A 23,541-nucleotide genomic window follows, 5' to 3' on the forward strand; every position below is an offset into this window, starting at 1 on the left:
TTTATGCGCTCCCAACCTTAACCGTTTCGCGACAGGCTTTCAGGATCGCCTCCGGCATCGCCGACAGGCCGACTTCCTTTTCCACCGCGCCAATTTCCTTCGCGGCGCGGGGCATGCCCCATACCACACAGGTTTCCTTGCTCTGCCCGAGGGTACGGGCACCGGCGCTGCGCATGGCCAGAAGCCCCTGCGCGCCATCGCTGCCCATCCCGGTGAGAATGGCGCCGACGGCGCCCGATCCGAGCTTTGCTACCGAGTGGAACAGGACGTCAACCGACGGCCGGTGACCGGTGACCGGATCGCCCGGGATCAGCTTGATCCGTCCGTTAGCCCCACCAGAAAGTTCCATATGCTTCTCGCCTCCAGGAGCAATATAGACGGTTCCCGGGGTGACCTGTGCACCATCGGTAGCTTCCACGACCTGCACCCGGCATTCGGCATTCAGACGCTGTGCGAAGCTCCGCGTGAACGTTGCCGGCATGTGCTGGACGATCAGGATCGGCGGGCAATCCTCCGGCAGTGCCGGCAGCATCGAGAACAGCGCTTCGACGCCGCCGGTGGACGATCCGATCGCGATCAGCTGGCCGGCAGCGCCACCGCGGGCTCCCACGCTCGGCTGCACCGGCAGGCGCTGCGGCCCGGCACGTGCCACCGAGCGGGCGGCGCTCTTCACCTTTTCGCACAGCAGATGTGCGTCGCGTTCGATATCCTCGGGCGTGCCGCTGGGCTTGGTAACGTAATCAACCGCGCCTAGCCGCAGAGCCTCGATCGTCACTTCCGCACCACGGGCGGTGAGGGTGGAGCACATCACCACCGGCATCGGCCGAAGGCGCATGATGCGCTCGAGGAACGACAGGCCGTCCATCCCCGGCATTTCGACGTCCAGCGTCAGCACGTCGGGGTTGAGCGCCTTGATCATGTCGCGGGCCGCGAACGGCTCCGGCGCCATGCCGACCACTTCGATATCGGGATCGGCCGAGAGCATCCGCTTCAGCGTCGCGCGCATGGATGCGCTGTCGTCGACGATGAGCGTTCGTACTGGTTTCATGCCCTGGACTCCGGCTTATGGTAAATAGTGTGTCCGCACGATCGCATCTTGGCAGCGGCGGGGCCGATCAGTCGTTCGGAATGTCCAATATAGAGGAAAGCACCGGGGGCGAGTTGCTCGACGAAACGATGTTCGAGCTCTTCCTTGGCCGGGTCCCCGAAATAGATCATCACGTTACGGCAGAAGATCACGTCATAGGCGGCCTTGAGGGGCCATGGTTCGAACAGGTTCAGCACCTTGGCCGTGACGAGCTGGCGCGCCTCGTCCGCCATCTGGAAGCCACCGGCAGCGGGGCGCATCCAGGTGGAGCGATAGGGTTCGGGAACCCCCGAGGCGACATTCTCGGCATAGACTCCGCGCTGCACCGATTCCACCACATGCGGGGCGATATCGGTGGCGAGCAGCCGCACGTCGGCATGGCGCAGCCACGATGCCGAACTGCGGTCCGGCCCGAGCAGGCACATGGCGATCGTGTAGACTTCCTCGCCCGAGGAGCATCCTGCCGACCAGATTCGGATCGGCCCCTGCTTGCGCTTGAGCGTCGGCAGCACCGTTTCGCGGAAATGATCGAAGTGGTGCGGCTCGCGGAAGAAATGCGTGTGGTTGGTCGTTAGCGCGACCACCATCGCATGGCGTTCTTCCGCGTCGCTATGCACCAGATCGACATAGTCGCTGAAGCGGGTGAGGCCGAACTTGCGCAGCCGCCGCGCGAGGCGGGACTGGACCAGCGTCGTCTTCGCCTCGCTCAACGCGATGCGGGCATCCTCGTGCATGATCGCGGCGATGGCCTGGAAGTCGCGGTGCGTGAGCTCCGCCACCTGGCCCGGTGCCATCCCGTTCCCGGCGCCGGCGGACGCCGTCGTGGCGCCCCCGGCGGGGCTCATGCTGCCAGATCCAGGTGCTTGGTCAGGCTCAGCGCGTCGAGATCGAGGAGCAGCACCATGCTGCCATTCTCGTCCCGGCTGCCGTCCTTGGCGCGGGTGGCGATGCGGACGAGACCGGCGATCACGCTTTCCTCCATCGTGGTCTCGACCGCCGGTGCCGGCTGGATCTCGCCCACGTTGATGCCGACGATGTCGTTGACTTCATCGACCAGGAACCCGGCCTGCTTGCCGGCGATGTTGACGACCAGGATGCACGAGCGGGCATGGAGCACGCTGGGTTCCCAGCCCAGCCGTTCGGCCAGGCCGACGACCGGGATCACGTTGCCGCGCAGGTTGGTCACGCCCTTCACGAAGCTGGGCACGTTGGGGAGCGGGGTGGGCTCGTCCCATTCGCGGATTTCGATGAGCGCGCTCATGTCGATCCCGAAAATCTGCTTTGCCAGCGAGAAGGTTACGATCTTGCGATCATTGGCGGTGTCAGGGGTGGTGCTCATGCTGCCAGTCCTTTGGGGGTATAGCGGGAGGGCGAGGAAACCAGCGCCTCGATGTCGAGGATCAGTGCGATCGAGCCGTCGCCGAGGATGGTCGCGCCACCCAGGCCACGGATCGGATGCAGGTTCTGATCCAGGCTCTTGATCACGACTTCGCGGCGATCATCGATGGTGTCGACGACCAGGCCGACCTTGCCCGAGCTTTCGCTCTCGACGATCACCACCAGCGAGTCTTCGATGTTGCGATCGTCGTTGAGGCCGAAGATCTCGGTCGCACGCTTCACCGGCAGATATTCGCCGCGCATGTCGATCACTTCGTTGTCGGGCGAGGTGCGCTTCACCTGGCCGGGCTCGGGCTGGATCGTCTCCAGCACGTGCGTCAGCGGCAGGACGAAGCGCTGGCCAGCGAGCCGCACGATCATGCCGTCCAGAATGGCCAGCGTGAGCGGGAGGATCATCGTGAAGGTCGTGCCTTCGCCCGGTACCGAGTGGATCTCGACGCGGCCGCCCAGGGCTTCCACGTTCGAACGCACCACGTCCATGCCGACGCCGCGACCCGAGATGTTCGAGATCTTCTCCGCGGTGGAGAAGCCCGGCGCGCAGATCAGCTGATCGATCTCCTCGTTGGTCAGCTGGGCATCGGCACTGATGATGCCCTTCTCGACCGCCTTGGCGCGGACGCGCTCGCGGTTGATGCCGCGACCATTGTCCGCGACGCGCACGAAGATGCGGGCGCCCTTCTGCTCGGCCGATAGCTTGATCGTGCCGGCGGGGTCCTTGCCCGCCGCGATCCGCTCCTCGGCGCTTTCCAGGCCATGGTCCGCGGCGTTGCGGATCATGTGGGTCAAGGGATCGCCGATCTTCTCGATCACGCCCTTGTCGACTTCGGTCGTCTCACCGGTCGTCTCGAGGTTGATCTGCTTGCCGGTCTCGACCGAAAGATCGCGGAGCATGCGCGGCACGCGGCTGAAGGCCTGCCGGATCGGCTGGGCGCGCAGCGACATGACGTTGTCCTGGATCTGCCGGGTGAGGCGTGCCAGTTCGGGCAGTTCGACGCGCTGGCGATCGGCCGGCGAAAGCCGGTCGGCCAGGATCGAGTTGCGGATCACCAGCTCGCCGACCAGGTTGAGCAGCAGGTCGAGCTTGATCAGGTCGACGCGGATCGTCTGCGCGGCTTCGTTGGCCGGCTTTGCCGGGCCACCGCCACCGGTGCCGCCACCACCGCCACCTGCCGGCGGCATTCCGCCACCGCCAGCGGGCGGTGCCGCTGCGGCTGCCGGCGCGGGAGCAGGGGCTGCAGCGGGCGCCTCGACGGCAACCGGCGCGGGGGCCGGCGCCGGATCGGCACCCAGATCCATGAAGTCGTCCACCGTCGCGGTGACCGGCACGAACGGGATCTCGTCGCCATCCATTTCGGCTTCGGTGGCGCCTTCCGGCAGCACGTCTTCGGCTGCGCGCTTGATTTCGATCACCGAATCCGGCGCGACGAAATCAAAGCAGTCGGAAAGGTCGCTCTCCGGCAGCTCGGCCGGCGCGGCGATCACCCAGGTGACATAGCTGTCTTCCGGATCGATGTCGCGAAGCGAGGGCAGGCCGCTGAGATCGACGGATTCGACGCGCGCGCCCAATCCTTCCAGCTCGCGCACCGTCAGCAGCGGCTCGCCGGCATTGGCGAGCGCCGCCCGCGACGGCTTGAAGCGCACGACCCAACCGGCCGGTTCGTCGGCTGGCGAGTCGAGATCCTCCAGCGACACCCCGACCGGGCGGAAGCCGAATTCGTCTTCCTCTTCCTCCGCAGGGGCAGGGGCCGGTGCCGGTGCGGCAGCGGCAGGAGCGGCGGCGGCAGGAGCATCGCCTTCGGGCACGCCCTTGTTCGCGAGCACCTGTTCCAGCGCGCTGAGCGCGGCCCCGTCGTTCGGCCGCGGGGCATTGCCCTTGGCGGCTTCGACATGGTCCGACAGCACGTCGAACGAGCTCAGCATCACGCGGATGACGCCCGGAGTCGGCACGATCTTGTTGGCACGGACTTCGTCCAGCACGTTTTCGAACTTGTGGGCGAAGGCCGTCAGGTCCGAATGGCCGAACGCGCCGGCGCCGCCCTTGATCGAGTGCACCGCACGGAACACGCCGGCGATCGTCTCTGCGGAGACATCGCCTGCCTGCATCGCCGAGAGACCTTCCTCGGCGGTGGTGAGGCCTTCAGTACATTCTTCGAAGAAGATTGCCTGGATATCGTCGAATTCGTCGCTCACGGGCAAACGCGGCGGATGGCCGCTCCCAGTTTGGTGGCTTCGAAAGGCTTGGTGATCCAGCCCGTCGCGCCGGCGTTACGGGCACGCGTCTTCTTTTCGTCCGAGAATTCGGTCGAGAGAACGAGGATCGGAACGCCCTTGAATTCCGGCACCTTGCGCACGGCCTCGATCAGCTCGAACCCGTCCATCTTCGGCATGTTGATGTCGGTGATGAGCAGGTCCGGCTTCACCTCGTGCATGCGCTCCAGGCCATGCTGGCCGTCATTCGCGCTTTCGATGCGAAAGCCCTGCGACGTCAGCGAGGTCTTCAAGAGCATCCGCATGCTCGCGGAATCATCGACGGTAAGGATCAGCTTGGTCACAGGAGGTCTCCGGTATCAATGCCGACCGCCGCTGCGAGCTGGCAGCGGTTTACACGATCGGTGAAGGCAGTGCTGGGGTTGAGGATGGTGAAGGACTTGCCGATCCGTTCGGCTTCGGTTCGGGCGGCGATCAGAAGTTGCAGCACCGCCTGGCCGACGCTCTCCACCTGAGAGGCATCGACTTCGACCGGGCCGTCGCCATCGATCGCCTGGAGCAGGCGCGTCTGGAGATCGGCGGCCGTCACGGTCGTGCCGTGGGCGGGCAGCGCGAGCGCGTCGTCGGCGCTGGCATCAAGCGGTGGCAGGGGAAAGTCCATTCTTGGCCTCGTCGAGAGCGGTTTCGAGTTGCTGGAAGCTCGGCGCGTACGCGGAAGGCGTCATGCGACGGGCGATTTCGATGGCCACCTGCACCGGCTGGTTCTGGGCGTAGGCGACGATCGCGGTCTTCACGATGGAGAAGGGCTTGGAATCCCCCTCGATGGTTTCGAGCAGCTTGGTGGCGAGCGGGGCCACCACGCAGTAGGAAAGCAGCACCCCCAGGAACGTACCGACCAGCGCGCCGCCGATCATCGCACCCAGGATCTCCGTGGGCTGGTCGATCGAGCCCATCGTCTTGATCACGCCGAGCACGGCGGCGACGATGCCGATGGCGGGAAGGCCATCGGCCATCAGCTGCAGCGCATGCTGGGGGCCCGTTTCTTCGTGGTGATGCTTTTCGATATCGGCTTCCATCGCCGCTTCCAGCTGATGCGGATCCTCGAAGTTCACCGTCATCATCCGCAGGTAATCGCAGGTGAATTCGATGAGGTGATGATCAGCGAGCAGCCGGGGATAGGGCTTGAAGATGTCGCTTTCCTCGGGCTTGTCGAGGTGCGGTTCGATGCCGGTGGCCCCCGCACGCTTGAACAGCGACAGCAGGGTGAACATCAGCGTCAGCAGATCGGTATAGTCGGAAGCCTTCCACCGGCCGCCCTTGAATGCGCGGACTAGGCCGGCGCCGGCCTTCTTCACCGTCGCCATCGAGTTGCCGACAATGAAGGCACCGATCGCCGCACCGGCGATCGCCATCATCTCGTGCGGCAGCGCATGGGCAATGATCTCGAACTTGCCGCCCGAGATGACGAAGCTGCCGAACACGCAACCCAAAATGATTATGAAGCCTACGGCGTTCAGCATGACGGGCTCGAAAACTTTCCCTGGATGTTTCCAGAATTATAGGATGGTTTGGGGCGCAAGCGGTGCTTCGGGACTATTGCTTAGTGACGAATCATCGCACGCCCGGCGCGTGCACCGGGGCGGCAGCCGGGGATGCGACAGCGGCCTGGGTTTCCCGACGGGCGATCGGGCGGAAGGTGATCGCCAGCATCATCGGCCGATCGTCCGCACGCGGCGGCGGCGGCACCATCATGAAGGCGAATTCATTCTCGCAGTGGAACAGGTGCGGCGCGGTCTGCACCATGCCCTCCAGCGAGGGCATCGCATCCTGTTCTTCTTCCCCCGGTCGCTGGTTCTGGCTCAGGAATCGTTCGACCGGCATGAACACCGCGCTTTCCACCTGCACCCAATCGAACAGCTGCCCGAACTGTACCCCTACCGAGAAGCGGCAATCCTCGATCGGGATCGGCGCGAGATAATAGCCGTCGTGCGTCGGCGTGGCGGTGACGGCGCCGGTGGAGGCGGTGGTGCCATCGGCAACGATCAACGGCAGCGAAATCGTGCTGTCGACGAAATCGGCGTTCTTGAACGGCAGGCCGAAGCGCTTCTGCGCAAGCAGCGACAGCCGGATCGGCAGCCCCTCGCCGATCAGTTCGGCGGGCAGGTACATCCGTTCCGAACCCTTCATGTAGAACAGGCCGCGCCGGCGCAGCCCGCGGCGTGCGATTTCCGGGTCGAACAGCGCGACCGTATCGCCGAGACCCATGTTGACGTCGTGCTCGAAGCCGTTGAGTACCGTCAGCTCGTGCGGCAGCGGCAGATACATCAGCCGCGTGAGCGTTGCGGCGGCAGCGCTGCGCCACAGGGACAGTTCATCGATCGGCGAGCCCCGCAGGCGCATTGCGGCCTGCTCGCGCTCGAACCGGACGGTACCGGCCTGAATGCGCTCGCGCGTCTGGCTCTGGCGGCCCTTGATGCTGTTGGTCTGGCATATCGTCCTGCCATCCGCCCGGTAATCGACGGCGGATCCCTGTGCTGCGGTGCAGATCTGCTCCAGCACCGCCACGTTCTGCGACAGGGTTTCCAGCATCTGGACATCGTGGCTGCTTTCGTCGAGCAGACCCTTCTTGTCATAGCCGCTGCAGAACTGTTCCCGCAGCAGCAGATAGCGGCCGGCGACATGGACGTTGAACTGTTTGGTCAGCAGGGGATCGATCTGATTCTGGACCGAGCCATTATAGCCCAGATCGATCAGCATCAGCGTGTCGCCCGGCTGGGGATCGACCAGGCGGCGGACATGCGCCACCAGCCGTTCGCTGAAGGCCTTGGCGGATTTGTGGATCTGCCTCATCCGCGTCGGCTTGCGGATCTCGCGCAGGAATGCGCCGATCCTGCCGGCCTCTTTGGGCAGGCTGCGCAGCAATAGTTTCGCTTCGGGCGCGGGAAACAGCAGCTGGCGCGCGGCCGCGTCGAGATCGTTGCCGAGATCGAACTGGAGATAGCGTTCCACCGCGGCCTCGCTGGTCATCGCCGCGGCGGTGGCGGTGAAGCGGCTGATTTCCACCGGATGGCCCGGTGCGGCATGGCCGGAGGCCTGATGGACGCGCATCGGCAGCAGGCCGTCACGCATCATGAACAGCCAGTGCACGGTGCCGCCGCGCTCCGCCTGCAGCGTTTCGGCTTCCTGTTGCAGCCAGCGTTCGAAGGCGTGCAGCACCGGGCCAAGCACCGAAAAGCCGAGGGCTTCGGCGTCATCCTCGATCTGCGGTTCGACCGCGGCGAGTGCTGCGCGATGTGGTTGCTGGGCTGCGATCGTGCCGGGCAGCCGCGGTTGCAGCATCGCGCTTACCGCGGATTCCAGGCGCAGGCGCTGTTCGGTGGCCGGCAGGAACTGCCGGAGATGGAGCGTCTGCACTCCCAGCGGCGCGACGCCGCCGACATCGGCGGCCGCGTTGTCGCCGATATGCAAGATGGTGTCCGGTGCGCGCTTCAAGGCCTTGAGCACGTCCTGGTACAGCCCTTCGCCCTTGGAGCGGCCATAGCGGGACGAACAGAAGATGCGATCGATCAGCGCGGCGACATCCTTTCCCGCGGCGCGGGAGATCAGCGTGCGCAGCTGCTCGGCATCGAGATAGGTATCCGAAACGATGATCACGCCGATGCCGCGGCGCTTGGCTTCGCGCATCAGCTCCACGGTCGGCTGGAAGGCGAAGCAGTGACGTGCCTCCGCCTCGAGCTCGGCAGCGATGGCGGCTTCGATGACCGCGCGTCCGGCGTTCGGGAACAGTTGGCGATAGATGTCGGCGATCGTGACTTCGTTGCGCCCGTGCTGCACCATTTCCGCCGTGCGAGCCCGCATTTCCGCCCATTGGCGCTGCAGCGATGTGGTTTCCGGCAGCGCATCGAACAGGTCGCGCGGCGCATGGCAATCGCGCCACAGCAGCGTGTCGAAGCAGTCGAGCGAAAGCAGTTTCACCGTCTCGCGCCCGTCGAGCGCGGCCGGAAGGGCATGTGGAAGGATGAAGTCGGTCACGGCCTGTCCCTGGAGATGCGTCCGCACCGTGGGACGCAAGAATCTTATAGGAAGGCGGAGGCCCAACCCGGCAAAATCTTCCTAGAATAGGGCAGTAGCAAAGGAGCCACGATGACCATCAATGCTTATCAGGCGGCCCGCAGCCGGGCCGAGACGCCACGCGCCGCGGAACTGCGGCTGATGCGCGAAATCACCGGCGAGATGATGGCTGCGCATGAGGCCGGGCTGAAGGGCGCGCTCCTGATGCCTGCGCTCTATCGGAACCGCGAAATGTGGTCGGTCTTCATCACCGATTGCGGCACGCGCGGCAACAAACTGCCGGACGAACTGCGCGCGAAGATCATCTCGCTGGGCCTGTGGGTCGACCGCTTCACGAGCGACGTCGTCGCCGGGCGGGAACCGATTCTGGCGCTGATCGACGTCAATCGTTCGATCATGGAAGGCCTGACCGGGCAGGAGCGCGCGGTCGCCGCCTGATCGCCGCATGTGCTGAAACAGGAAGCCCCGGACGTCGCCGTCCGGGGCTTTTTTGTGGTCGAGGCGGCGCAAGCGAAACGGGCGATCAGAACGACGCCCAGGAATCCCCGCTATCGGCTGCAGCAATCGCCAGCGGCTTCACGGGGGAGACATAGCCGGATGCTGCTATGCGTCGGTCGGTCTCCGGACGTGCGGCGATAGAGCGCCGGAGCGATGTCTGCGGCGCTCCCGCCCCGATATTGAAGCGCTCGGCCCGCTGAGCAAGTGCGGCGACCTCGGCGGTGAGGTTGCGCGCTGCGGCCGAGGTCTGTTCGACCATGGCGGCATTTTGCTGGGTCGATTGATCCATCGCGCCGATCGTCTGCGAGATCTGTGTCACTGCCGCGGACTGCGCCTGGTTGTCGGAGGCGATCCCGCCGAGCAGCTGATGGACCTCGCTGACATTGGTGGTGATGCGGGCGAGCTCGCCGTCGACCTTTTCGACCATGCCGACGGCGGTGACGATGTCTGCCTGCGTCGCGGTCAACTGGTTGCGGGCGCGGCCCGCTTCCTCTTCGGCGCGCATCGCCAGTGCCGAGACCAGATCGGCGACGACCGCGAAGCCGCGGCCCGCTTCGCCGGCACGGCCGGCCTCCACCGCGGCGTTCATCGCAAGAACGCGCGTCTGGAAGGCGATCTTGTCGAGGCCCTCGATCACGCTGTCGATGCCCTTGGCGTTGTCCGCCACGCGGGTCATCGCCTGTACCGCTTCGTCCGCCGTCTTGCGTCCCGACGAGACGACGCCGATCGCGTGATCCGCCCGCTGGACGGTGCCGTTGGCGGCCGTGGCGGTGGTGCGCAGACGCTGGTCCATCTGGGTTACCGCAGCGGCGGTTTCTTCCAGGCTCGCGGCGTTGGTTTCGGTACGACGGGCCAGGTCCTCCGAGGCGCTGGCGATCTCGTCCGAGCCCGTGCGGATGCTGGCGGTCGATTCCAGCACCGACCCGATCATGTCGCGCAGGCCGGCTAACGCGGCGTTGAGGTTGGTCTTCAGCTCGGCGTAGGCGGGTGGGAAATCGGCCGTCACATCGGCGGTGAGATCGCCCTGCATCACGCGCGTCAGGCTATCCCGCAGCGCATCGGTCACCAGGCGCTGCTCGGCGGCGGCACGGGCATCGATTTCACTCCGGGCTATCGCGGCGCTACGAAACTGCTCCACTGCACGCGCGATCTCTCCCAGTTCATCCCCGCGCGCGATGCTGGGCACCACCGCATTGCCGCCTTCGGCAAGCGTCTTGGTTATCCCGGCAAGCTGCGCCATCGGCCGCGCGACGGTACGGTTGATCATCAGCCAAACCGCCACCAGGCCGATCAGGGTGAGCATGGAGACGCCGATCGTCATACACAGCGCCAGCCACGACATCGCCTGACCGGAGGCATTCGCATCCTTGGCGCTGTTGCGTACCTTTTCGAGCATCGCCTGCGCCTGGTCGATCGCGTCGTGCGAGCGTTCCTTGCCTTCGCCCTTGATGAGTTTGATCGCCGAACCGTCGCCGGCGTTGACGGCTGCGAAAGTCCTGCCGTTCACATCGTCCAGCCGGTCCTTGATCTGCGCCATCCGGGCGACATCGCCTGCCATCGAGGCCCCGACCGCGCTGCCAAAGGCCTTCACATGCGTATCCAGCTGTTCGGAGGCATCGGCCATCCGCTTCACGAGCTTGGTGCGATCCTCCGCCGTTACAGCATTGTAATAGCTGTAAACAATAATTCGCATCTCTTTGACATCACTGATGATGTCTGAGATTTTCGATATCCCGGCGACGCTATGTTCTACATGCTGTCGCGCGACATTGGTAAGGCTGCGGTTCGAGATCCAGCCATTGACGGCAAGGCCGGTGAGCAGAAGCGTGAGAAATCCGAATGCGACCAGGAGTTTCTTCGCCAATGGCCAATTATCAATGAAATCAAGCATTCCGCATTCCAATCCAATGCCTTCGTTCGTTCAAAGGGCTTATGCTGACGACCCAGCATTAGATCTAAAATAGACGAAGTGATGCTTCTTGGCACATTTTGTCCTGTACTTTTGGATAACGCCGCATCCGGAAAATCCCGGAGGCAGATGCTCGTCCGGTATTTTCGCCGCCTTCCTATAAGGGAAAAATTGATTTCCACTGGAGCCTGGCGTGACGAAGATTATCTGGCGCGGTGCGATCGGCCACGCGATTGCCGCATGCATCCTTGCCGGTACCGGCAGCGCCAACGCCCAGGAGGCAGCGGCCAAGGCTGGTGCGCTTCACCCGACCTTTACGATCGGTGGCAGCGTGCGCGGCCGGACGGAGGGCATCGACGGGCAGTTCCGGCCCAAGCTAGATTCGCGCACCGCGTTCGTTTCCTTCCGCACGCTGGTGAACGCGCAGGTGGAGATGGACGGGTTCCTCGTCGGCGGCGAACTGCTGGATGCGCGCGGCTATGGCGAGGGCCATAATTCGTCGGTTAAATCGACCGACGTCAACACGATCGAGCCGCTGCAGGCCTATGCCCGCTACACGGCACATGGCGTGTTCGGTGCGAAGGACAGCCTGTCCGCCACCGCCGGGCGCTTCACCATGACGTTTGGCGCCCAGCGCCTCGTCGCCCGTGCCGATTTCGGCAACAGCTTCCCTTCCTATCTCGGGGCCAGGATCGATTATCAGACCAAGGCGCGCGACCAGCTGACCCTGTTCTGGACCCATCCGATGACGGCGCTGCCGGATACGATGGACGCGATCTTCGACAACAAGGTGCAACTGGATCGCGTGAGCGCGAATGTCGCCTTCTTCGGAGCGGACGGCAATGTGTTGAGTCTCGCGAAACGGCTTAGCGTGGGCGGCTATGTCTATCGCCTGGTGGAAAAGGACCGGCCGGGTGTTCTGACACGTGACCGGCGCCTCGTTACTGTCGGTCTTCGCTCTAGCCTTGCCGCGGCGAAGGGCAGGATCGATTTCGAAGTGGAAGCGGCGATCCAGCATGGTCGCGCGCGTGCCACCACCGCCATCGGCGACCGCACCGACCTTACGGTTCGTGCGGGCTTCGTCCATGCGGAAATGGGCTATACACTCCCGCTCGGATGGTCGCCGCGCGTCTCCGCGATGTTCGACTATGCAAGCGGCGACGGGCCGAATGCGGCCTATGGTCGGTTCGATTCGCTGTTCGGTGCGCGACGGGCGGATTACGGCCCCGTCTCTTTGTTCGGGCCGGTGGGGTTGGCCAACCTGGTTTCGCCTGGCGCTCGTATCGAAGCCAAGCCGTCGAAGCGGTTCGACGTGATGCTATCGGCGCGCGACCTGTGGCTGGCCGAGCGGACCGACACCTTCGCCTTCACCGCCGTCCGCGACCGTACCGGCTCCGTCGGCCGCCATGCGGGCACGGAATTCGAGCTGCGCCTGCGCCGAACGCTCATCGCAAAGAAGCTGCGGCTGGAAATGGGCGCCGCCTATCTCGCCAAGGGCACATTTCTGAACCAGGCGCCGAATGCGGCGCATCATGGCGATGCCCGCTATGGGTACGCAGATATCGTATTCAATTTCTGAGGCTGTCCGCTTCTTGTTATGCTATCTCATGCCGTGGCGACCGCCGATGGCTAGGCAGATTTCCAGGGTAAGGACAGTACGGTGGCGAGATGTTCGGCTTGGTTTTCGCGAACATGCTGGTGATTCTGATGATAGATGAAGCCGGGCTGCGCAGCATGCTTGCTGCGCGACTCGCGCTATCCGGTGCCGATGTGGTCAGCATGGAAAGCGTCGATCCGGTGCGGGTCGGGCGGCTGACGGCCCAGTCGCCGACACTGGTGGCCGATGCGGCGGCAGCAGCGCGCCATCCGGGCGGCATCGCCGCGCTGGCTGCGGACAGGGCCTGGTGCAGGTTGGTGTTGATCGGCGCCGAGCCGGAGGGGACGAGCGCGCCGCATGTCCACCATGTGCGCACGGAAGATCCCGTCGCGTCGATCACGGCATTGCTCGACCTGTCGGAAACGCAGCGAAGCGCCTAGAGGAAGATCGCAAAGGTCACGCGGCTGCGTCACCCTTGCGATCCGTTGGGCAGGCGGCAGCGTCAGCTTTTCGGGAACAGGCCCGCGGCGAAGGCGATCCGCAGCGCTTCCGAAAGGCTGCGGACTTCCAGCTTTTCCATCAGGTTGGCGCGGTAGATTTCGACCGTGCGAGGGCTGATATCGAGCTCATAGGCGATGATCTTGTTGGATCTTCCTTCGATGAGCCCCTTCAGCACGTCCGTCTCGCGCGGGGAGAGTTTCGCGATCTTGGCCTCTGCCCCGGCAAGGCGGGCGGCTGCCTCGCTATCCTCTTCCAGCCGCGAGAACGCCTGGTCGATCACTTTCAGCAGGAATTCGGCTTCATAGGGCTTCTCGATGAAATCGAGCGCGCCGGCCTTCATCGCCTGCACCGCAAGGCCGACATTGCCCTGACCGGTGAGCACGATCGCGACGAATTTGGGCGAGCGATCCAGCTTGAGCAGGACGTCCAGCCCGCTGGATCCCGGCATGTGGAAATCGAGCAGTACCACGCCGGAATCGAGTTCCGGCTCCTGCTCCAGAAACGCATCGCCCGAACGATAGCCGCGCACGATCAGATCGGGTCGGACGGAAAGCAAGCTGTGCAGCGAAGCGCGGACGGCATCGTCATCATCGACGATGTAGATGGTTCGGGTCATTATTCTTCACCTTCTTCCACGGCTGGCAGGGTGAAGCGGAACGATGCTCCCCCTCCCGGAGCATTTCCCGCGCTGAGTACCCCGCCATGGCCTTCAATGATACGCTTGCTGATCGAAAGTCCAATACCCATTCCTGCCGCTCCCCCCTTCGTCGTGCTGAAGCGCGAAAACATGCTTTCCAATATATGCGGCGGGATGCCCGGGCCGCTATCGGTAACCGTAATTGCGATCAATTGATCCGGTAGTGACTCGGAAGTGATTGTTATCTGGCGATCATCTGGTGCGACCATTTTCAGTGCCTGCACGGCATTGCGCAAAAGGTTAACCAGAACCTGCTGCACTTGGATGCGATCGGCCAGCACGAAGCGTGCGGCCGGATCAAGCTGCAGATTGACGCGCAGGTTGAAATGGCCGGTGCCGACCAGCACCAGCTCCACCGCGTCGCGGATGGTGCGCTCCACCGATTCGACGCGCATTTCCACTTCGCCGCGCGCGACGAAGGCGCGCAGGCGGCGGATGATCTCGCCGGCGCGCTGCGTCTGTTCCGATCCCATGCGCAGCAGGTCGGTCACGCGCTCGCCGGATTCGCCGCGTTCGATCAGCATCCGGGCAGCGGCAAGGAAGTTGCCCGTCGCGCTGAGCGGCTGGTTAAGCTCGTGCGCCAGATCGGCGGCCATTTCGCTCATCGCGCTCTGGCGGGAGACATGGGCGATCTCGTTGTTCAGTTCGCTCAGCCGCTGGTCCGCGGCGACCCGCTCGGTAAGGTCGCGGATGAAGACGGTGATGAGCATGTCGTCGTCGCTCTTCGCCGCACCAGCACGCAGTTCGGCAGGGAAGCGCCGGCCGTCCGCGGTTTCCGCCGTGCCGACCAGCACTTCACCGACGAGTCCCTGGCCGGTTTCGATGAAGCGGCGGAACACCGTTTCGTCCGGTTCCTGCTCGTCCTCCGGGATCAACATGGAGAAGTTGCGTCCCACCACCTCGCTGGCGCGATAGCCCCACAGCGTTTCGGCGGCGGTGCTGAACTGGAGGATGGTGCCCTGTGCGTTGAGGACGATCATCGCGTCGGGCACGGTTTCCAGAACGGTGCGCAACTGCGCCTCGCGCCGTCGCAGCGCAACTTCGCGTTCGTCCCGCTCGGTGATGTCGAGAACCGCGCCGACGACCCGTGCGAGCGCGCCGTCATTATCGTAGAAGCAGCGGGCAGAGCCTTCGAGCGTGCGCCCGGCGGCGCCGCCCTTCACCAGCCGGTAGCGGAAAGAAAAGCGCTCGGCCCGCTCCGGAATTGCGCGCAGGACGGTTTCGCGCAGGTCATCCACATCTTCCGGCAGCACATGTTCCCGCCAGGCTTCCAGGCTGGAAAGCGCGCCCGGCGCCAATCCCAGGCGCTGCTCCGTCCCCGGCGACCATTCGATCCGGCCGCTGGCCAGATCGAAATCGAAGATGCCCAGCTCGTGCGCGGCAGTGGCCTGGGCCAGGCGTTCCTCGCTCGCCCGCAGCGCCCGCAAGGCCGAAACGCGTTCGGAGATGTCGATGATGTTGTGCACCACCACATAGGGGCGCGGCGATTCCCCCAGATGCTGGAGCCGCTCGATCACATGGATCTCGCTTCCGTCCTTGCGCCGTTCGATCAGTTCCTGGGCGCCGTCGGCATCGGGCAGCGAATAGCTGGTCTGCCAATCGGGGCACTGCGCACGCAGGAGCATATATTTGTTCTGGCCCAGCACTTCCCGCTCGGACCAGCCATAGAGCTGCTCACATCCCTGCGACCAGTGCAGGATCGCGCCCGTCGGATCGCTGATAATGACGATGGCGCTGTCCAGCGCCATCGACAGCTCGGCGCGGGCGGCCTGCTCCCGCCCGACCCGGCGAACTGCCCAGAAGGAGACCAGACCGATCGCGATCAGGTTGAACAGCACCAGCACGATCTGCCCGAACGTGGAACCGCCGCTGGCGGGGCCGCGCTCCACCGCGAGTTCGATCATCGCGGGCAGGGCGGGCAGGATGATCGCCGCCGCCACCACCGCCTGGATGCGCATCGGATCGGAACGCTCCACCCGCCCAAGGCGGGCGGGGCTGCTGGCGCGGCCGAACAGCACGGCGGCCGTCAGTGAAAGCGACATCAAGGTGCCCGGGATGGACGCGCGCAGCCCGGCATTCAGCTTCGGCGGGTCGCCGGAAATCAGCAGCATCGTCGCGGATGCCACCGCCAGCGCCAGCGGTGCCATCGCGATGAGCGGGGATACGTCCCGCAACATCCTCCAGGCGCTGCGCCGCGCGAGCAGGGCGAGGGGAAGCATCAGGAACACGACGATGGCGTTCACCCCCGGCCGGCCGGGATGGATATGCAGTCCGCCCTCGTGGATTCCGGCGGCGGTGCGGTGCAAGCCGAAATTGAAGCTGAGGCTGTCGTTGATCAGCGGCTGGAGCCCGGTGCCGATCGCGATCAGCATGGGTATGGCGAGCAGATAGCGGGAAAGGCGAACGCGATCGGCGCTGTCCGCCAGAATGCCCGCACCCAGCAACCCGTAGCCGAGCGCGGTGAGTGGCCAGATCGGATAGGCGCGCGGCAGGAAGCGATAGAGGAGCGGTATGTCGAGCGTCCAGCCGGCGAGCGCGACTGCACTGCACAGCATCGCGAACAGGGCCAGCCCCTTGGCCGCAGTTCTGCTTCGGCTCGATGAGCGGTCGCCCATCGGATGTAATTCTTTATCGACGCGCAAACCACCTGCCCCTGCACAGGTCGAAGCCGAGGCTACGAGTGCACCAGCATCCGTTACTTCCAAGCAAAAAGCCATAGGGAGCGATACGAAAAGCGCAGTTTTGCGGGATTTTATCTCGGTTCTCGTCGGGCGCGCTTGCCAAAGCCTGCGTCTGCGGCGATCAATCGTCGCTGGGGTAAATCAGAACATTGCGAGGAGTAGCGCTTGATCAGAACCGTGGCGATGGTGGCCGCATGTGCCGCCCTGATCGGCTGCGCAGGGGATGGCAGCCGCCCCTCCGGCGCCGCCAAATCCGCGCCGGAACAGGCGGGCGGGCAGTCGAAGGGCCCTGGTATCGGCAAGGGCTATAGCCACGATCCCTTTCCCTCCACCTATCGCGCCTATCCAGGCGTGCCGACCCTCGTCACCAACGTCACCATCTTCGATGGCGAGGGCGGGCGGATCGATCGCGGCGCGGTGCTGTTCCGCGATGGCAAGATCGCCGCGATCGGGCAGAGCCTGACGGCGGAAGCCGGCGTGACGGTGATCGACGGGCAGGGCAAGTATCTGACGCCGGGCGTGATCGATATCCACAGCCATCTGGGCGATTATCCGTCGCCGGGTGTCGACGCACTGTCCGACGGCAACGAGGCGACCGGGCCGGTCACCGCCGATGTCTGGGCCGAACATAGCGTCTGGCCGCAGGATCCGGGTTTCGGCCGCGCGCTCGCGAATGGCGGGGTTACGACGCTGCAGATCCTGCCGGGATCGGCCAATCTGTTCGGCGGCCGCTCGGTGGTGCTGAAGAACGTCTATGCCCGTACCATGCAGGGCATGAAGTTCCCCGGTGCGCCCTATGGCCTGAAGATGGCGTGCGGCGAAAACCCCAAGCGCGTCTATGGCAGCCGCGGCCGTCAGCCTTCCACCCGGATGGGCAATGTCGCCGTCGATCGCCAGACCTGGGCGAGGGCGGTCGAATATAAGCGCCGCTGGGACAAATATGAGAAGGATGGCGGCGAACCGCCCGCGCGCGACATTGCCATGGATACGCTGCGCGGCGTGATTGAAGGCGAGATCCGGGTGCAGAACCACTGCTACCGCGCCGACGAGATGGCCATCGTGATGGATATGGCCAAGGAGTTCGGCTACCGCGTCTCGGCATTTCACCACGCTGTGGAAGCCTATAAGATCGCAGACCTGCTGAAGGCGAACGACACCTGCGCCGCCGTCTGGGCCGATTGGTATGGCTTCAAGATGGAATCCTATGATGCCGTGCCGGAAAACCTGGCGATCCTCGAGAAGGAAGGCGCCTGCGCGATGATCCATTCGGACGATGCGAACGGCATCCAGCGGCTGAATCAGGAAGTCGCCAAGGCGCGTGCCTCGGCGCTCCGCAGCGGCTTCGACATCTCGGAGGAGAAAGCGTGGAAGTGGCTCTCCTATAATCCCGCGATGGCGCTGGGCATTGCCGACAAGACCGGCAGCCTGAAGCCCGGCAAGATGGCGGACGTGGTGCTGTGGAACGGCAATCCGTTCAGCGTCTATACCCGGCCGGACATGGTGTGGGTGGACGGCGCGCTGCTGTACGACGCGAAGGATCCCAAGCGGCGTCCGGTTTCCGATTTCGAGCTCGGCCAGCCGGGCGAGGGGGATGTGAAGTGAGGAAGACCCTTCTTCTCGCCGCTGCGGCCTGTGCCGCACTGGCGGCGCCTGCAATGGCGCAGGATGTCGCGATCACCAACGCCAAGCTCGTGATCGGCGATGGATCTGCGCCCGTGGAGGGTGGCACCGTGGTGGTTCGCGGCGGCAAGGTGGCGGCGGCTGGTCGCGGCGTGGCGGTGCCTGCCGGGATGCAGGTGGTCGATGCCGGTGGACGCTATGTCACCCCCGGCATCTTCGCTGGCTTCACCCGGATGGGCATTGTCGAGGTCGATGCCGTCGGCCCGACCAACGATGCCTCGGCAGGCAATGCGCTGTTCAACGCCGCGCTCGACGTTGCCCCCGCGGTGAATCCGCGGTCGACCCCGATCCCGATCAACCGTGCCGAGGGCATCACCCGGGCCGTCGTCGCCCCGGAAGCGAGCAAGGGATCGATCTTCGCCGGCCAGGGCGCCGTGATCGATCTGCGCAGCGACCTGCACCCGGTTTCCCGCCCCCGCGCCTTCCAGTTCATGGAATATGGCGAAAGCGGTGCCCAGCTGGCGGGCGGCAGCCGCCCCGCGGCGGTGGCGATGCTGCGCAACATCATCGCCCAGTTGCGCGACTTCGCGCGAAATCCGGCGAGCTTCGCCGAGCGCGGCAAGGATTCGTTCCTCACCCGTGCCGATGCCGAGGCGCTGACGCCGGTGGTGCAGGGCAAGGTGCCGCTGCTCGTCCATGTCGAGCGCGCGTCGGACATTCTGGTGCTGCTCGACATCAAGCGCGAGACGCCGGCGCTGAAGCTGGTGCTGGTCGGCGCTACCGAGGGCTGGACGGTGGCGAAGCAGATCGCCGCCGCCGGCGTGCCGGTGATCGCCAATGCCCTGACCGATCTGCCGGTGAGTTTCGAACAGCTTGCCGCCACCCAGTCCAATGTCGGGCGGATGCAGGCGGCGGGGGTGCTGGTGGGCATCGGCACGATCAACGACGACGAAGCCCGCCAGGCGCGGCTGGAAAAGCAATATGCCGGCAATCTTGTTGCGCTCACCCGCGTGCCGGGGGCGACGGGGCTCGATTGGAATGCGGCCTTTGCGGCGATCAGCTCAAAGCCGGCCGAAGCCTTGGGCATGGGCGAATCGTTCGGCTCGCTGCGGCCCGGCCGGGTCGGCGACGTGGTGGTGTGGGACGGCGATCCGCTCGAAATCGGCAGCCTGCCGGTGAAGCTGTTCGTCGACGGCGTCGAACAACCGCTCACCAGCCGCCAGACGCGCCTGCGCGACCGCTATTGGACGCCGACGGAAGGCGCGTTGCCCAAGGCCTATCAGCGGTGATTCCACCGATTCGATACGGAACCTTCACGATCGCAAATGCTTTGGGCGAATGATGGACTATCCCCGGCGCGGCAGGCCTTCGCGCCGGGATTTCTGGAGAATGCAGCCATGACCAAGTGGATCCTTCTTCCCGCCTTGGCAGCGCTGGCGCTGGCGGGGTGCCAGTCCGGCAGCGAGGCGACCGGCAATGCGGCGGTGAACACGGCAGCGGAAAGCAATGCCGTGGTGGGGAATGGTGCGGCGGGCGACAATGTCGCCGCGCAGGTGATCGCGATGACCGATGCCCAGCGCAACGCGGTGTTCATCCGCGCGATCATGGATGCCGGGCTGAAGTGTGACCATGTCGACAGCTCGCAGCGCTTGCCAGATCAGGATGGCCTGCCGCTGTGGCGCGCCAACTGCAAGGGCGGCGACGCGCACATGGTCATTATCACGCCCGACGGCATCGCCAAGATCGTCAGCCGCACCGATCGCTGAGCGAAGCTCTCCCCGCCGCTCTTGCGGTACCGAAGTTCGAACGGTTTCCGGGCCAAGCCCGGCCTTGACCGGATCGCGCCCCGACCATTGAATCATCACCTGTTGATGTAATGGTCGGGGACGCCTTCGGGATGATGAAGCAAGCGGAGCGGCGCGAGCGCGCCGCATTGGGGGCTTGCGGTTGACGCAGCGTCAAGCGGCATAAGCGGTGCCTGGTTGATTCTCGATATTGCCGAGGTAGCCCGCCGGACGGGGATCAGCGCCCGCGCCCTGCGCTTCTATGAGGCGCGGGGGCTGCTCACGCCGCTGCGCACCGCTGCCGGTCGCCGCCATTACGGGCCGGGGGAACTGGCGCGCCTGCACCAGATCCTTGCGCTCAAGCGCGCGGGCCTGACGCTCGCGCAGGTGCAGCGCCTGCTGTCCCGCCGCGCGCTCGATCTTGCGGCACTGATCGATACGCAACTCACCCATTTGGAGGTCCAGGCCAATGCGATCGCCCGATCGCGTGCGCTGCTCCTCGAAGCCAAGTCCCGCGTCGAGCGCAGCGAGCCCCTCGACGTCGCGACCTTCTGCTCGCTGATCGAACAAGGAGAACGAACGATGAGCAACCAGGCGCAATGGGAGGCGCTTTCCGCCCGTTACCTGACGGAGGAAGCGGTACGCGATTTCGCCGCCTCGCAGGCGAAGATGCCCGGTGATTTCGACCAGCAAGCCTATGCGGCGCGCTGGAAGGAACTGGGCGCCCGGATCAAGGCCGCATTGCCGCTTGATCCTTCGAGTGCGGCGGCTCGGGCATTCCTCGCCGAATGGCGTACGCTGCTCGCGCCATTCAACGCGGTGGCCACGCCGGCGATGCAGGCGGGCGTGCAGCGGATGTATGAAGACATGGGCAGTTGGCAGGGCCAGGCCGATCCTGGCTTCGAGGCCGAGGTGTTCCAGTTCATCCAGGCGGCAGGGCGCGCGGCCGCCGCATGAGAAAGGGGGAGGGGGCCGCCATCGGCCTCCTCCCCCGATCCTGCCGCCGCTATTCCGGCTCAGAGGCCGACGACGCCGCCATCATTCTTGGTGATGACCACCACCGCCGAGCGCGGACGGATCGTCTTGGCGACGGTGCCGCCAGCCTGGCTGTCCGGCCAGTTGCTGGTCGGCGCCGCCGGCGTGCCGCCTTCGCCCGGATGCTGGATGCCGACAAACAGGGTGCGGCCGTCCGGCGTCGAATCCACGCCGGTGATCTCGCACTCGACCGGGCCGACCAGGAAACGGCGCAGATTTGCGCCGGGCGCCGCGCCGATGCGGGTCGCCTGGGTGGCCGTCGCGCCGCCCGATCCGGTGTTGGTGATGGTGCGCGCGCCGCCATCGCCCACCGTGCCCGGCTGGGCTGCCAGCATCATGCAGTTGGTGACGTCGGTATAGGCACCGTCGTCGGTCTGCAGCCACAGCATCGGCTTCGCTTGGCCACCGGCATGGGTTGCGCGGGCGAACACCAGCCCATCGGGGCTGGAGAAATCGTTGCTGTCGTCGAGCGACGAAAGGTTGATGTTGGTCTTGTCCAGATCCGCGCCCGCGCCGAAGCCGTAGATATCCCAGGTGAAGCTGGTCGCTTCGGTATCGGCTTCCTTCATGCGGATGATATGGCCGTTGGGGTTGCCATATTGTGCCGTGCCGCCCTTGGGATCGTTATAGTGGCGGGGATTGGCGGGGTCGGTGCCGTTCAGCGGCCGGCCGGCGGCATTGTTGTTGGTCAGGGTGACATAGATTTCGCCGGTTACCGGGTTCACCGCCGTCCACTCCGGGCGATCCATCGGCGTCGCGCCCAGCTTGTCGGCGGCGAGCCGGGCATTCACCAGCACATCGGCCTGATCGGCGAAGGGATAGGCGGCGTTGCTGCCGTCCAGCCCGTTCTGGCCATAGACCAGCGGCAACCAGGTGCCGGTGCCGTCGGCGGCGAACCGGGCGACGTAGAGCGTGCCGCTGTCCATATACTTGTCGCCGATCGCGAGGCGATCGGTGGGGTTGGCGTCGGCGGCGACCCAGGCCGTCGCCGAGACGAACTTGTAGATATATTCGCGGCGGGAATCGTCGCCCATGTACCAGGCCGGCTTCTTGCCGACGACGAAGGCACCCGGCCAGCAGCCTTCATGGCCCATGCGGCCCAGCGCGGTCCGCTTGCGCGGGGTGGATGCCGGCGCATAGGGATCGATTTCGACGACCCAGCCGAACTGGTTCGGTTCGTTGCGGAAGTCGCTGGTCGCCGCTCCGGTGCCGGCGCGGGCGTCCCACCGGCGGAACAGCGTGTTGGCGCTGTCCGCCGCAACCACGGTGGACCAGCCATAGCTGCCGGTACTGCTCGACACGCCATAGCGGCTGAGCGCGGTGAGTTCCTTGGCCGAACGATTGGCATTGTCGCCGCTGCGGCGGAAATAGCCTGCCCAATTCTCTTCGCAGGTCAGCGCCGTGCCCCAAGGCGTGGTGCCGTTGGCGCAGTTGTTGATCGTGCCGCGGCCCGCGACGCCGGTGGGCGAGAAGGCGGTCTTGAGCAGATTCGATCCCTTGGCCGGACCGTTGAACGCCATCGGCGTGGCCGGGGTGATGCGGCGATTGAAGCTCGAATCCTGCTTCACGCTCCAGGCGCGGTTCGCACCTTCGGCGACTTCGGTGACCGAAACGCCGTGGCAGTCGATTTCCTTCTGCGCTTCCGATTCGGGGCGCGCGCCGTTGACGGTGGTCGGGCCGGCGACGTGCAGATACTGGTCATTGATGTTTTCATGGTTCTGCACGAGCAGGCCGCGCGTCGAGCTGGTGGCATCGGGCGTGCCGGTGGCACTGAGGCCGTACCAGTAGAGCGCATCGCCATGATCGCCGATGCGCTGGGCGAAATTGGTGTCGGTGCCATCGTTCTTGTACGCCGCAACGCCGGCCGCGATCGGATCGCCGGTGCGGTTGATCACACTTACGGTGTAGCCGGCCGGCACGGTCACGACGTCCAGCTTGTTCTTGGCGACGGCGGTGAAGCCCAGCGCCGGCGGATTGACCGTCACGATAGTCTCGGCCGAGCTGGTCTGGCCCTTCGAATCGATCGCGGCGAAGCGGAAGCGGAAATCGGTTGCCGCAGAAACGACCGGCGCCATGAAGGATACCGTGTTGCTGTTCGGATTGGACAGGGTGATCAGCGGGCCGCTGGGTTGAGTCCAGGCGATCGTCGCGATCTGTTTGTCGTCGGTGGCGGTGCCAGTCAGCGTCACCATACGGCCCGAGGCTGTGGTCACGGCCGTGCCGGCGGCCACCGTCGGCGGCGCGTCGCTGCCCACATCATTATTGTCGCACGCTGCGACCAGCGAGCCACCCATGGTGGCGGCAACGATCGCGCTCGACCCGCGCAGCAGCGTGCGGCGCGAATAGCGCTGTTCGGCGAGCTCGTTCAGCGTGGTGGCGGTGCTGTGGTTGGTATCCACGTCGCCGTCGGTATATCCGAACGGTGTTTCGGTCACGTCCGTCATCGATTCCCCCT

Annotated in this window: 20 protein-coding genes; 8 read left to right on the forward strand and 12 right to left on the reverse strand. The window is 65.2% G+C overall.

Annotation, left to right across the window (positions count from 1 at the left end):
• Window position 1 precedes the first annotated feature (1 nt).
• The 8 genes from DD559_RS14690 to DD559_RS14725 all read right to left on the reverse strand — a co-directional run bounded on the left by DD559_RS14690 (window position 2) and on the right by DD559_RS14725 (window position 8,752).
• Window positions 2–1,048 carry a protein-glutamate methylesterase/protein-glutamine glutaminase gene (locus tag DD559_RS14690; RefSeq protein WP_116469849.1) on the reverse strand — a complete coding sequence of 349 codons (1,047 nt, stop codon included), beginning with the start codon at window positions 1,046–1,048 and terminating at the stop codon, window positions 2–4.
• On the reverse strand, window positions 1,045–1,932 hold the full coding sequence (locus tag DD559_RS14695; protein WP_116469850.1) for a CheR family methyltransferase: 888 nt from the start codon (window positions 1,930–1,932) through the stop codon (window positions 1,045–1,047). Before DD559_RS14695 ends, DD559_RS14690 begins: the two co-directional genes overlap by 4 nt.
• The gene (locus DD559_RS14700) at window positions 1,929–2,426 is read right to left on the reverse strand and encodes a chemotaxis protein CheW (protein WP_116469851.1); all 498 of its coding nucleotides are present in this window, start codon (window positions 2,424–2,426) and stop codon (window positions 1,929–1,931) included. The genes DD559_RS14695 and DD559_RS14700 overlap by 4 nt, the downstream gene beginning before the upstream one ends.
• Entirely contained in the window at window positions 2,423–4,675 is a 2,253-nt protein-coding gene (locus tag DD559_RS14705; RefSeq protein ID WP_116469852.1) for a chemotaxis protein CheA, read from the reverse strand. Before DD559_RS14705 ends, DD559_RS14700 begins: the two co-directional genes overlap by 4 nt.
• Window positions 4,672–5,037 (reverse strand): response regulator, encoded by a 366-nt coding sequence (locus tag DD559_RS14710; RefSeq protein WP_019367848.1) that lies wholly within the window; start codon window positions 5,035–5,037, stop codon window positions 4,672–4,674. The genes DD559_RS14705 and DD559_RS14710 overlap by 4 nt, the downstream gene beginning before the upstream one ends.
• A complete protein-coding gene (locus DD559_RS14715; RefSeq protein WP_116469853.1) occupies window positions 5,034–5,354 on the reverse strand; it encodes an STAS domain-containing protein in 321 nt (106 codons plus the stop codon). The genes DD559_RS14710 and DD559_RS14715 overlap by 4 nt, the downstream gene beginning before the upstream one ends.
• The gene (motA, locus tag DD559_RS14720) at window positions 5,329–6,213 is read right to left on the reverse strand and encodes a flagellar motor stator protein MotA (protein ID WP_116469854.1); all 885 of its coding nucleotides are present in this window, start codon (window positions 6,211–6,213) and stop codon (window positions 5,329–5,331) included. The genes DD559_RS14715 and motA overlap by 26 nt, the downstream gene beginning before the upstream one ends.
• A gap of 91 nt (window positions 6,214–6,304) precedes the next feature.
• The gene (locus DD559_RS14725; protein WP_240610275.1) at window positions 6,305–8,752 is read right to left on the reverse strand and encodes an HAD family hydrolase; all 2,448 of its coding nucleotides are present in this window, start codon (window positions 8,750–8,752) and stop codon (window positions 6,305–6,307) included.
• Window positions 8,753–8,836: 84 nt separating this feature from the next.
• Between DD559_RS14725 and flaF the strand changes: the two genes are divergently transcribed.
• Entirely contained in the window at window positions 8,837–9,202 is a 366-nt protein-coding gene (gene flaF / locus DD559_RS14730; RefSeq protein ID WP_116469855.1) for a flagellar biosynthesis regulator FlaF, read from the forward strand.
• A gap of 85 nt (window positions 9,203–9,287) precedes the next feature.
• Here the strand turns inward: flaF and DD559_RS14735 are convergent, their stop codons facing one another.
• The gene (locus tag DD559_RS14735; RefSeq protein WP_438270421.1) at window positions 9,288–11,084 is read right to left on the reverse strand and encodes a methyl-accepting chemotaxis protein; all 1,797 of its coding nucleotides are present in this window, start codon (window positions 11,082–11,084) and stop codon (window positions 9,288–9,290) included.
• Between DD559_RS14735 and DD559_RS20480 the strand changes: the two genes are divergently transcribed.
• From DD559_RS20480 to DD559_RS14745, 3 genes are all read left to right on the forward strand, one after another.
• Complete coding sequence (locus tag DD559_RS20480; RefSeq protein ID WP_438270427.1) at window positions 11,007–11,201, forward strand: hypothetical protein; 195 nt, start codon at window positions 11,007–11,009, stop codon at window positions 11,199–11,201. The genes DD559_RS14735 and DD559_RS20480 overlap by 78 nt on opposite strands.
• A gap of 163 nt (window positions 11,202–11,364) precedes the next feature.
• Entirely contained in the window at window positions 11,365–12,750 is a 1,386-nt protein-coding gene (locus DD559_RS14740) for an alginate export family protein (RefSeq protein ID WP_165831104.1), read from the forward strand.
• 89 nt (window positions 12,751–12,839) lie between these two features.
• Window positions 12,840–13,208, forward strand: a complete 369-nt coding sequence (locus DD559_RS14745) for a hypothetical protein (protein WP_240610276.1) — start codon at window positions 12,840–12,842, stop codon at window positions 13,206–13,208.
• A 62-nt stretch (window positions 13,209–13,270) separates the two neighbouring features.
• On the opposite strand, the gene DD559_RS14750 is transcribed toward DD559_RS14745, so the two are convergent.
• Window positions 13,271–13,885, reverse strand: coding sequence for a response regulator transcription factor (locus DD559_RS14750; protein WP_116469858.1), 615 nt, complete (start codon window positions 13,883–13,885; stop codon window positions 13,271–13,273).
• Window positions 13,885–16,581: a PAS domain S-box protein gene (locus DD559_RS14755; protein WP_116469859.1), complete on the reverse strand. Its 2,697-nt coding sequence runs from the start codon at window positions 16,579–16,581 to the stop codon at window positions 13,885–13,887. Before DD559_RS14755 ends, DD559_RS14750 begins: the two co-directional genes overlap by 1 nt.
• 249 nt (window positions 16,582–16,830) lie before the next feature.
• Here DD559_RS14755 and DD559_RS14760 point away from each other — a divergent pair, with 249 nt between their 5' ends.
• The 4 genes from DD559_RS14760 to DD559_RS14775 all read left to right on the forward strand — a co-directional run bounded on the left by DD559_RS14760 (window position 16,831) and on the right by DD559_RS14775 (window position 21,008).
• On the forward strand, window positions 16,831–18,249 hold the full coding sequence (locus DD559_RS14760; protein ID WP_116469860.1) for an amidohydrolase: 1,419 nt from the start codon (window positions 16,831–16,833) through the stop codon (window positions 18,247–18,249).
• Window positions 18,250–18,302: 53 nt separating this feature from the next.
• Window positions 18,303–19,556 carry an amidohydrolase family protein gene (locus DD559_RS14765; RefSeq protein ID WP_438270422.1) on the forward strand — a complete coding sequence of 418 codons (1,254 nt, stop codon included), beginning with the start codon at window positions 18,303–18,305 and terminating at the stop codon, window positions 19,554–19,556.
• A 108-nt stretch (window positions 19,557–19,664) separates the two neighbouring features.
• Window positions 19,665–20,033, forward strand: a complete 369-nt coding sequence (locus tag DD559_RS14770; protein WP_116470931.1) for a hypothetical protein — start codon at window positions 19,665–19,667, stop codon at window positions 20,031–20,033.
• Between the two features lie 216 nt (window positions 20,034–20,249).
• A complete protein-coding gene (locus tag DD559_RS14775) occupies window positions 20,250–21,008 on the forward strand; it encodes a MerR family transcriptional regulator (RefSeq protein WP_116469862.1) in 759 nt (252 codons plus the stop codon).
• A gap of 59 nt (window positions 21,009–21,067) precedes the next feature.
• Here the strand turns inward: DD559_RS14775 and DD559_RS14780 are convergent, their stop codons facing one another.
• Window positions 21,068–23,530 (reverse strand): PhoX family protein, encoded by a 2,463-nt coding sequence (locus tag DD559_RS14780; protein ID WP_116469863.1) that lies wholly within the window; start codon window positions 23,528–23,530, stop codon window positions 21,068–21,070.
• Window positions 23,531–23,541: the final 11 nt, after the last annotated feature.

It is taken from the genome of Sphingomonas pokkalii (assembly GCF_003096275.1).
Taxonomy (GTDB): Bacteria; Pseudomonadota; Alphaproteobacteria; order Sphingomonadales; family Sphingomonadaceae; genus Sphingomonas; species Sphingomonas pokkalii.

What these genes read in the sequence shown, in the direction of transcription:
- DD559_RS14690 (WP_116469849.1), bottom strand. Translation starts at nt 1,048, where the DNA reads ATGAAACCAGTACGAACGCTCATCGTCGACGACAGCGCATCCATGCGC.
- DD559_RS14695 (WP_116469850.1), bottom strand. Translation starts at nt 1,932, where the DNA reads ATGAGCCCCGCCGGGGGCGCCACGACGGCGTCCGCCGGCGCCGGGAAC.
- DD559_RS14700 (WP_116469851.1), bottom strand. Translation starts at nt 2,426, where the DNA reads ATGAGCACCACCCCTGACACCGCCAATGATCGCAAGATCGTAACCTTC.
- DD559_RS14715 (WP_116469853.1), bottom strand. Translation starts at nt 5,354, where the DNA reads ATGGACTTTCCCCTGCCACCGCTTGATGCCAGCGCCGACGACGCGCTC.
- motA (WP_116469854.1), bottom strand. Translation starts at nt 6,213, where the DNA reads ATGCTGAACGCCGTAGGCTTCATAATCATTTTGGGTTGCGTGTTCGGC.
- flaF (WP_116469855.1), top strand. Translation starts at nt 8,837, where the DNA reads ATGACCATCAATGCTTATCAGGCGGCCCGCAGCCGGGCCGAGACGCCA.
- DD559_RS20480 (WP_438270427.1), top strand. Translation starts at nt 11,007, where the DNA reads ATGTTCTACATGCTGTCGCGCGACATTGGTAAGGCTGCGGTTCGAGAT.
- DD559_RS14745 (WP_240610276.1), top strand. Translation starts at nt 12,840, where the DNA reads ATGTTCGGCTTGGTTTTCGCGAACATGCTGGTGATTCTGATGATAGAT.
- DD559_RS14750 (WP_116469858.1), bottom strand. Translation starts at nt 13,885, where the DNA reads ATGACCCGAACCATCTACATCGTCGATGATGACGATGCCGTCCGCGCT.
- DD559_RS14755 (WP_116469859.1), bottom strand. Translation starts at nt 16,581, where the DNA reads ATGGGCGACCGCTCATCGAGCCGAAGCAGAACTGCGGCCAAGGGGCTG.
- DD559_RS14760 (WP_116469860.1), top strand. Translation starts at nt 16,831, where the DNA reads ATGGTGGCCGCATGTGCCGCCCTGATCGGCTGCGCAGGGGATGGCAGC.
- DD559_RS14765 (WP_438270422.1), top strand. Translation starts at nt 18,303, where the DNA reads ATGGCGCAGGATGTCGCGATCACCAACGCCAAGCTCGTGATCGGCGAT.
- DD559_RS14770 (WP_116470931.1), top strand. Translation starts at nt 19,665, where the DNA reads ATGACCAAGTGGATCCTTCTTCCCGCCTTGGCAGCGCTGGCGCTGGCG.
- DD559_RS14780 (WP_116469863.1), bottom strand. Translation starts at nt 23,530, where the DNA reads ATGACGGACGTGACCGAAACACCGTTCGGATATACCGACGGCGACGTG.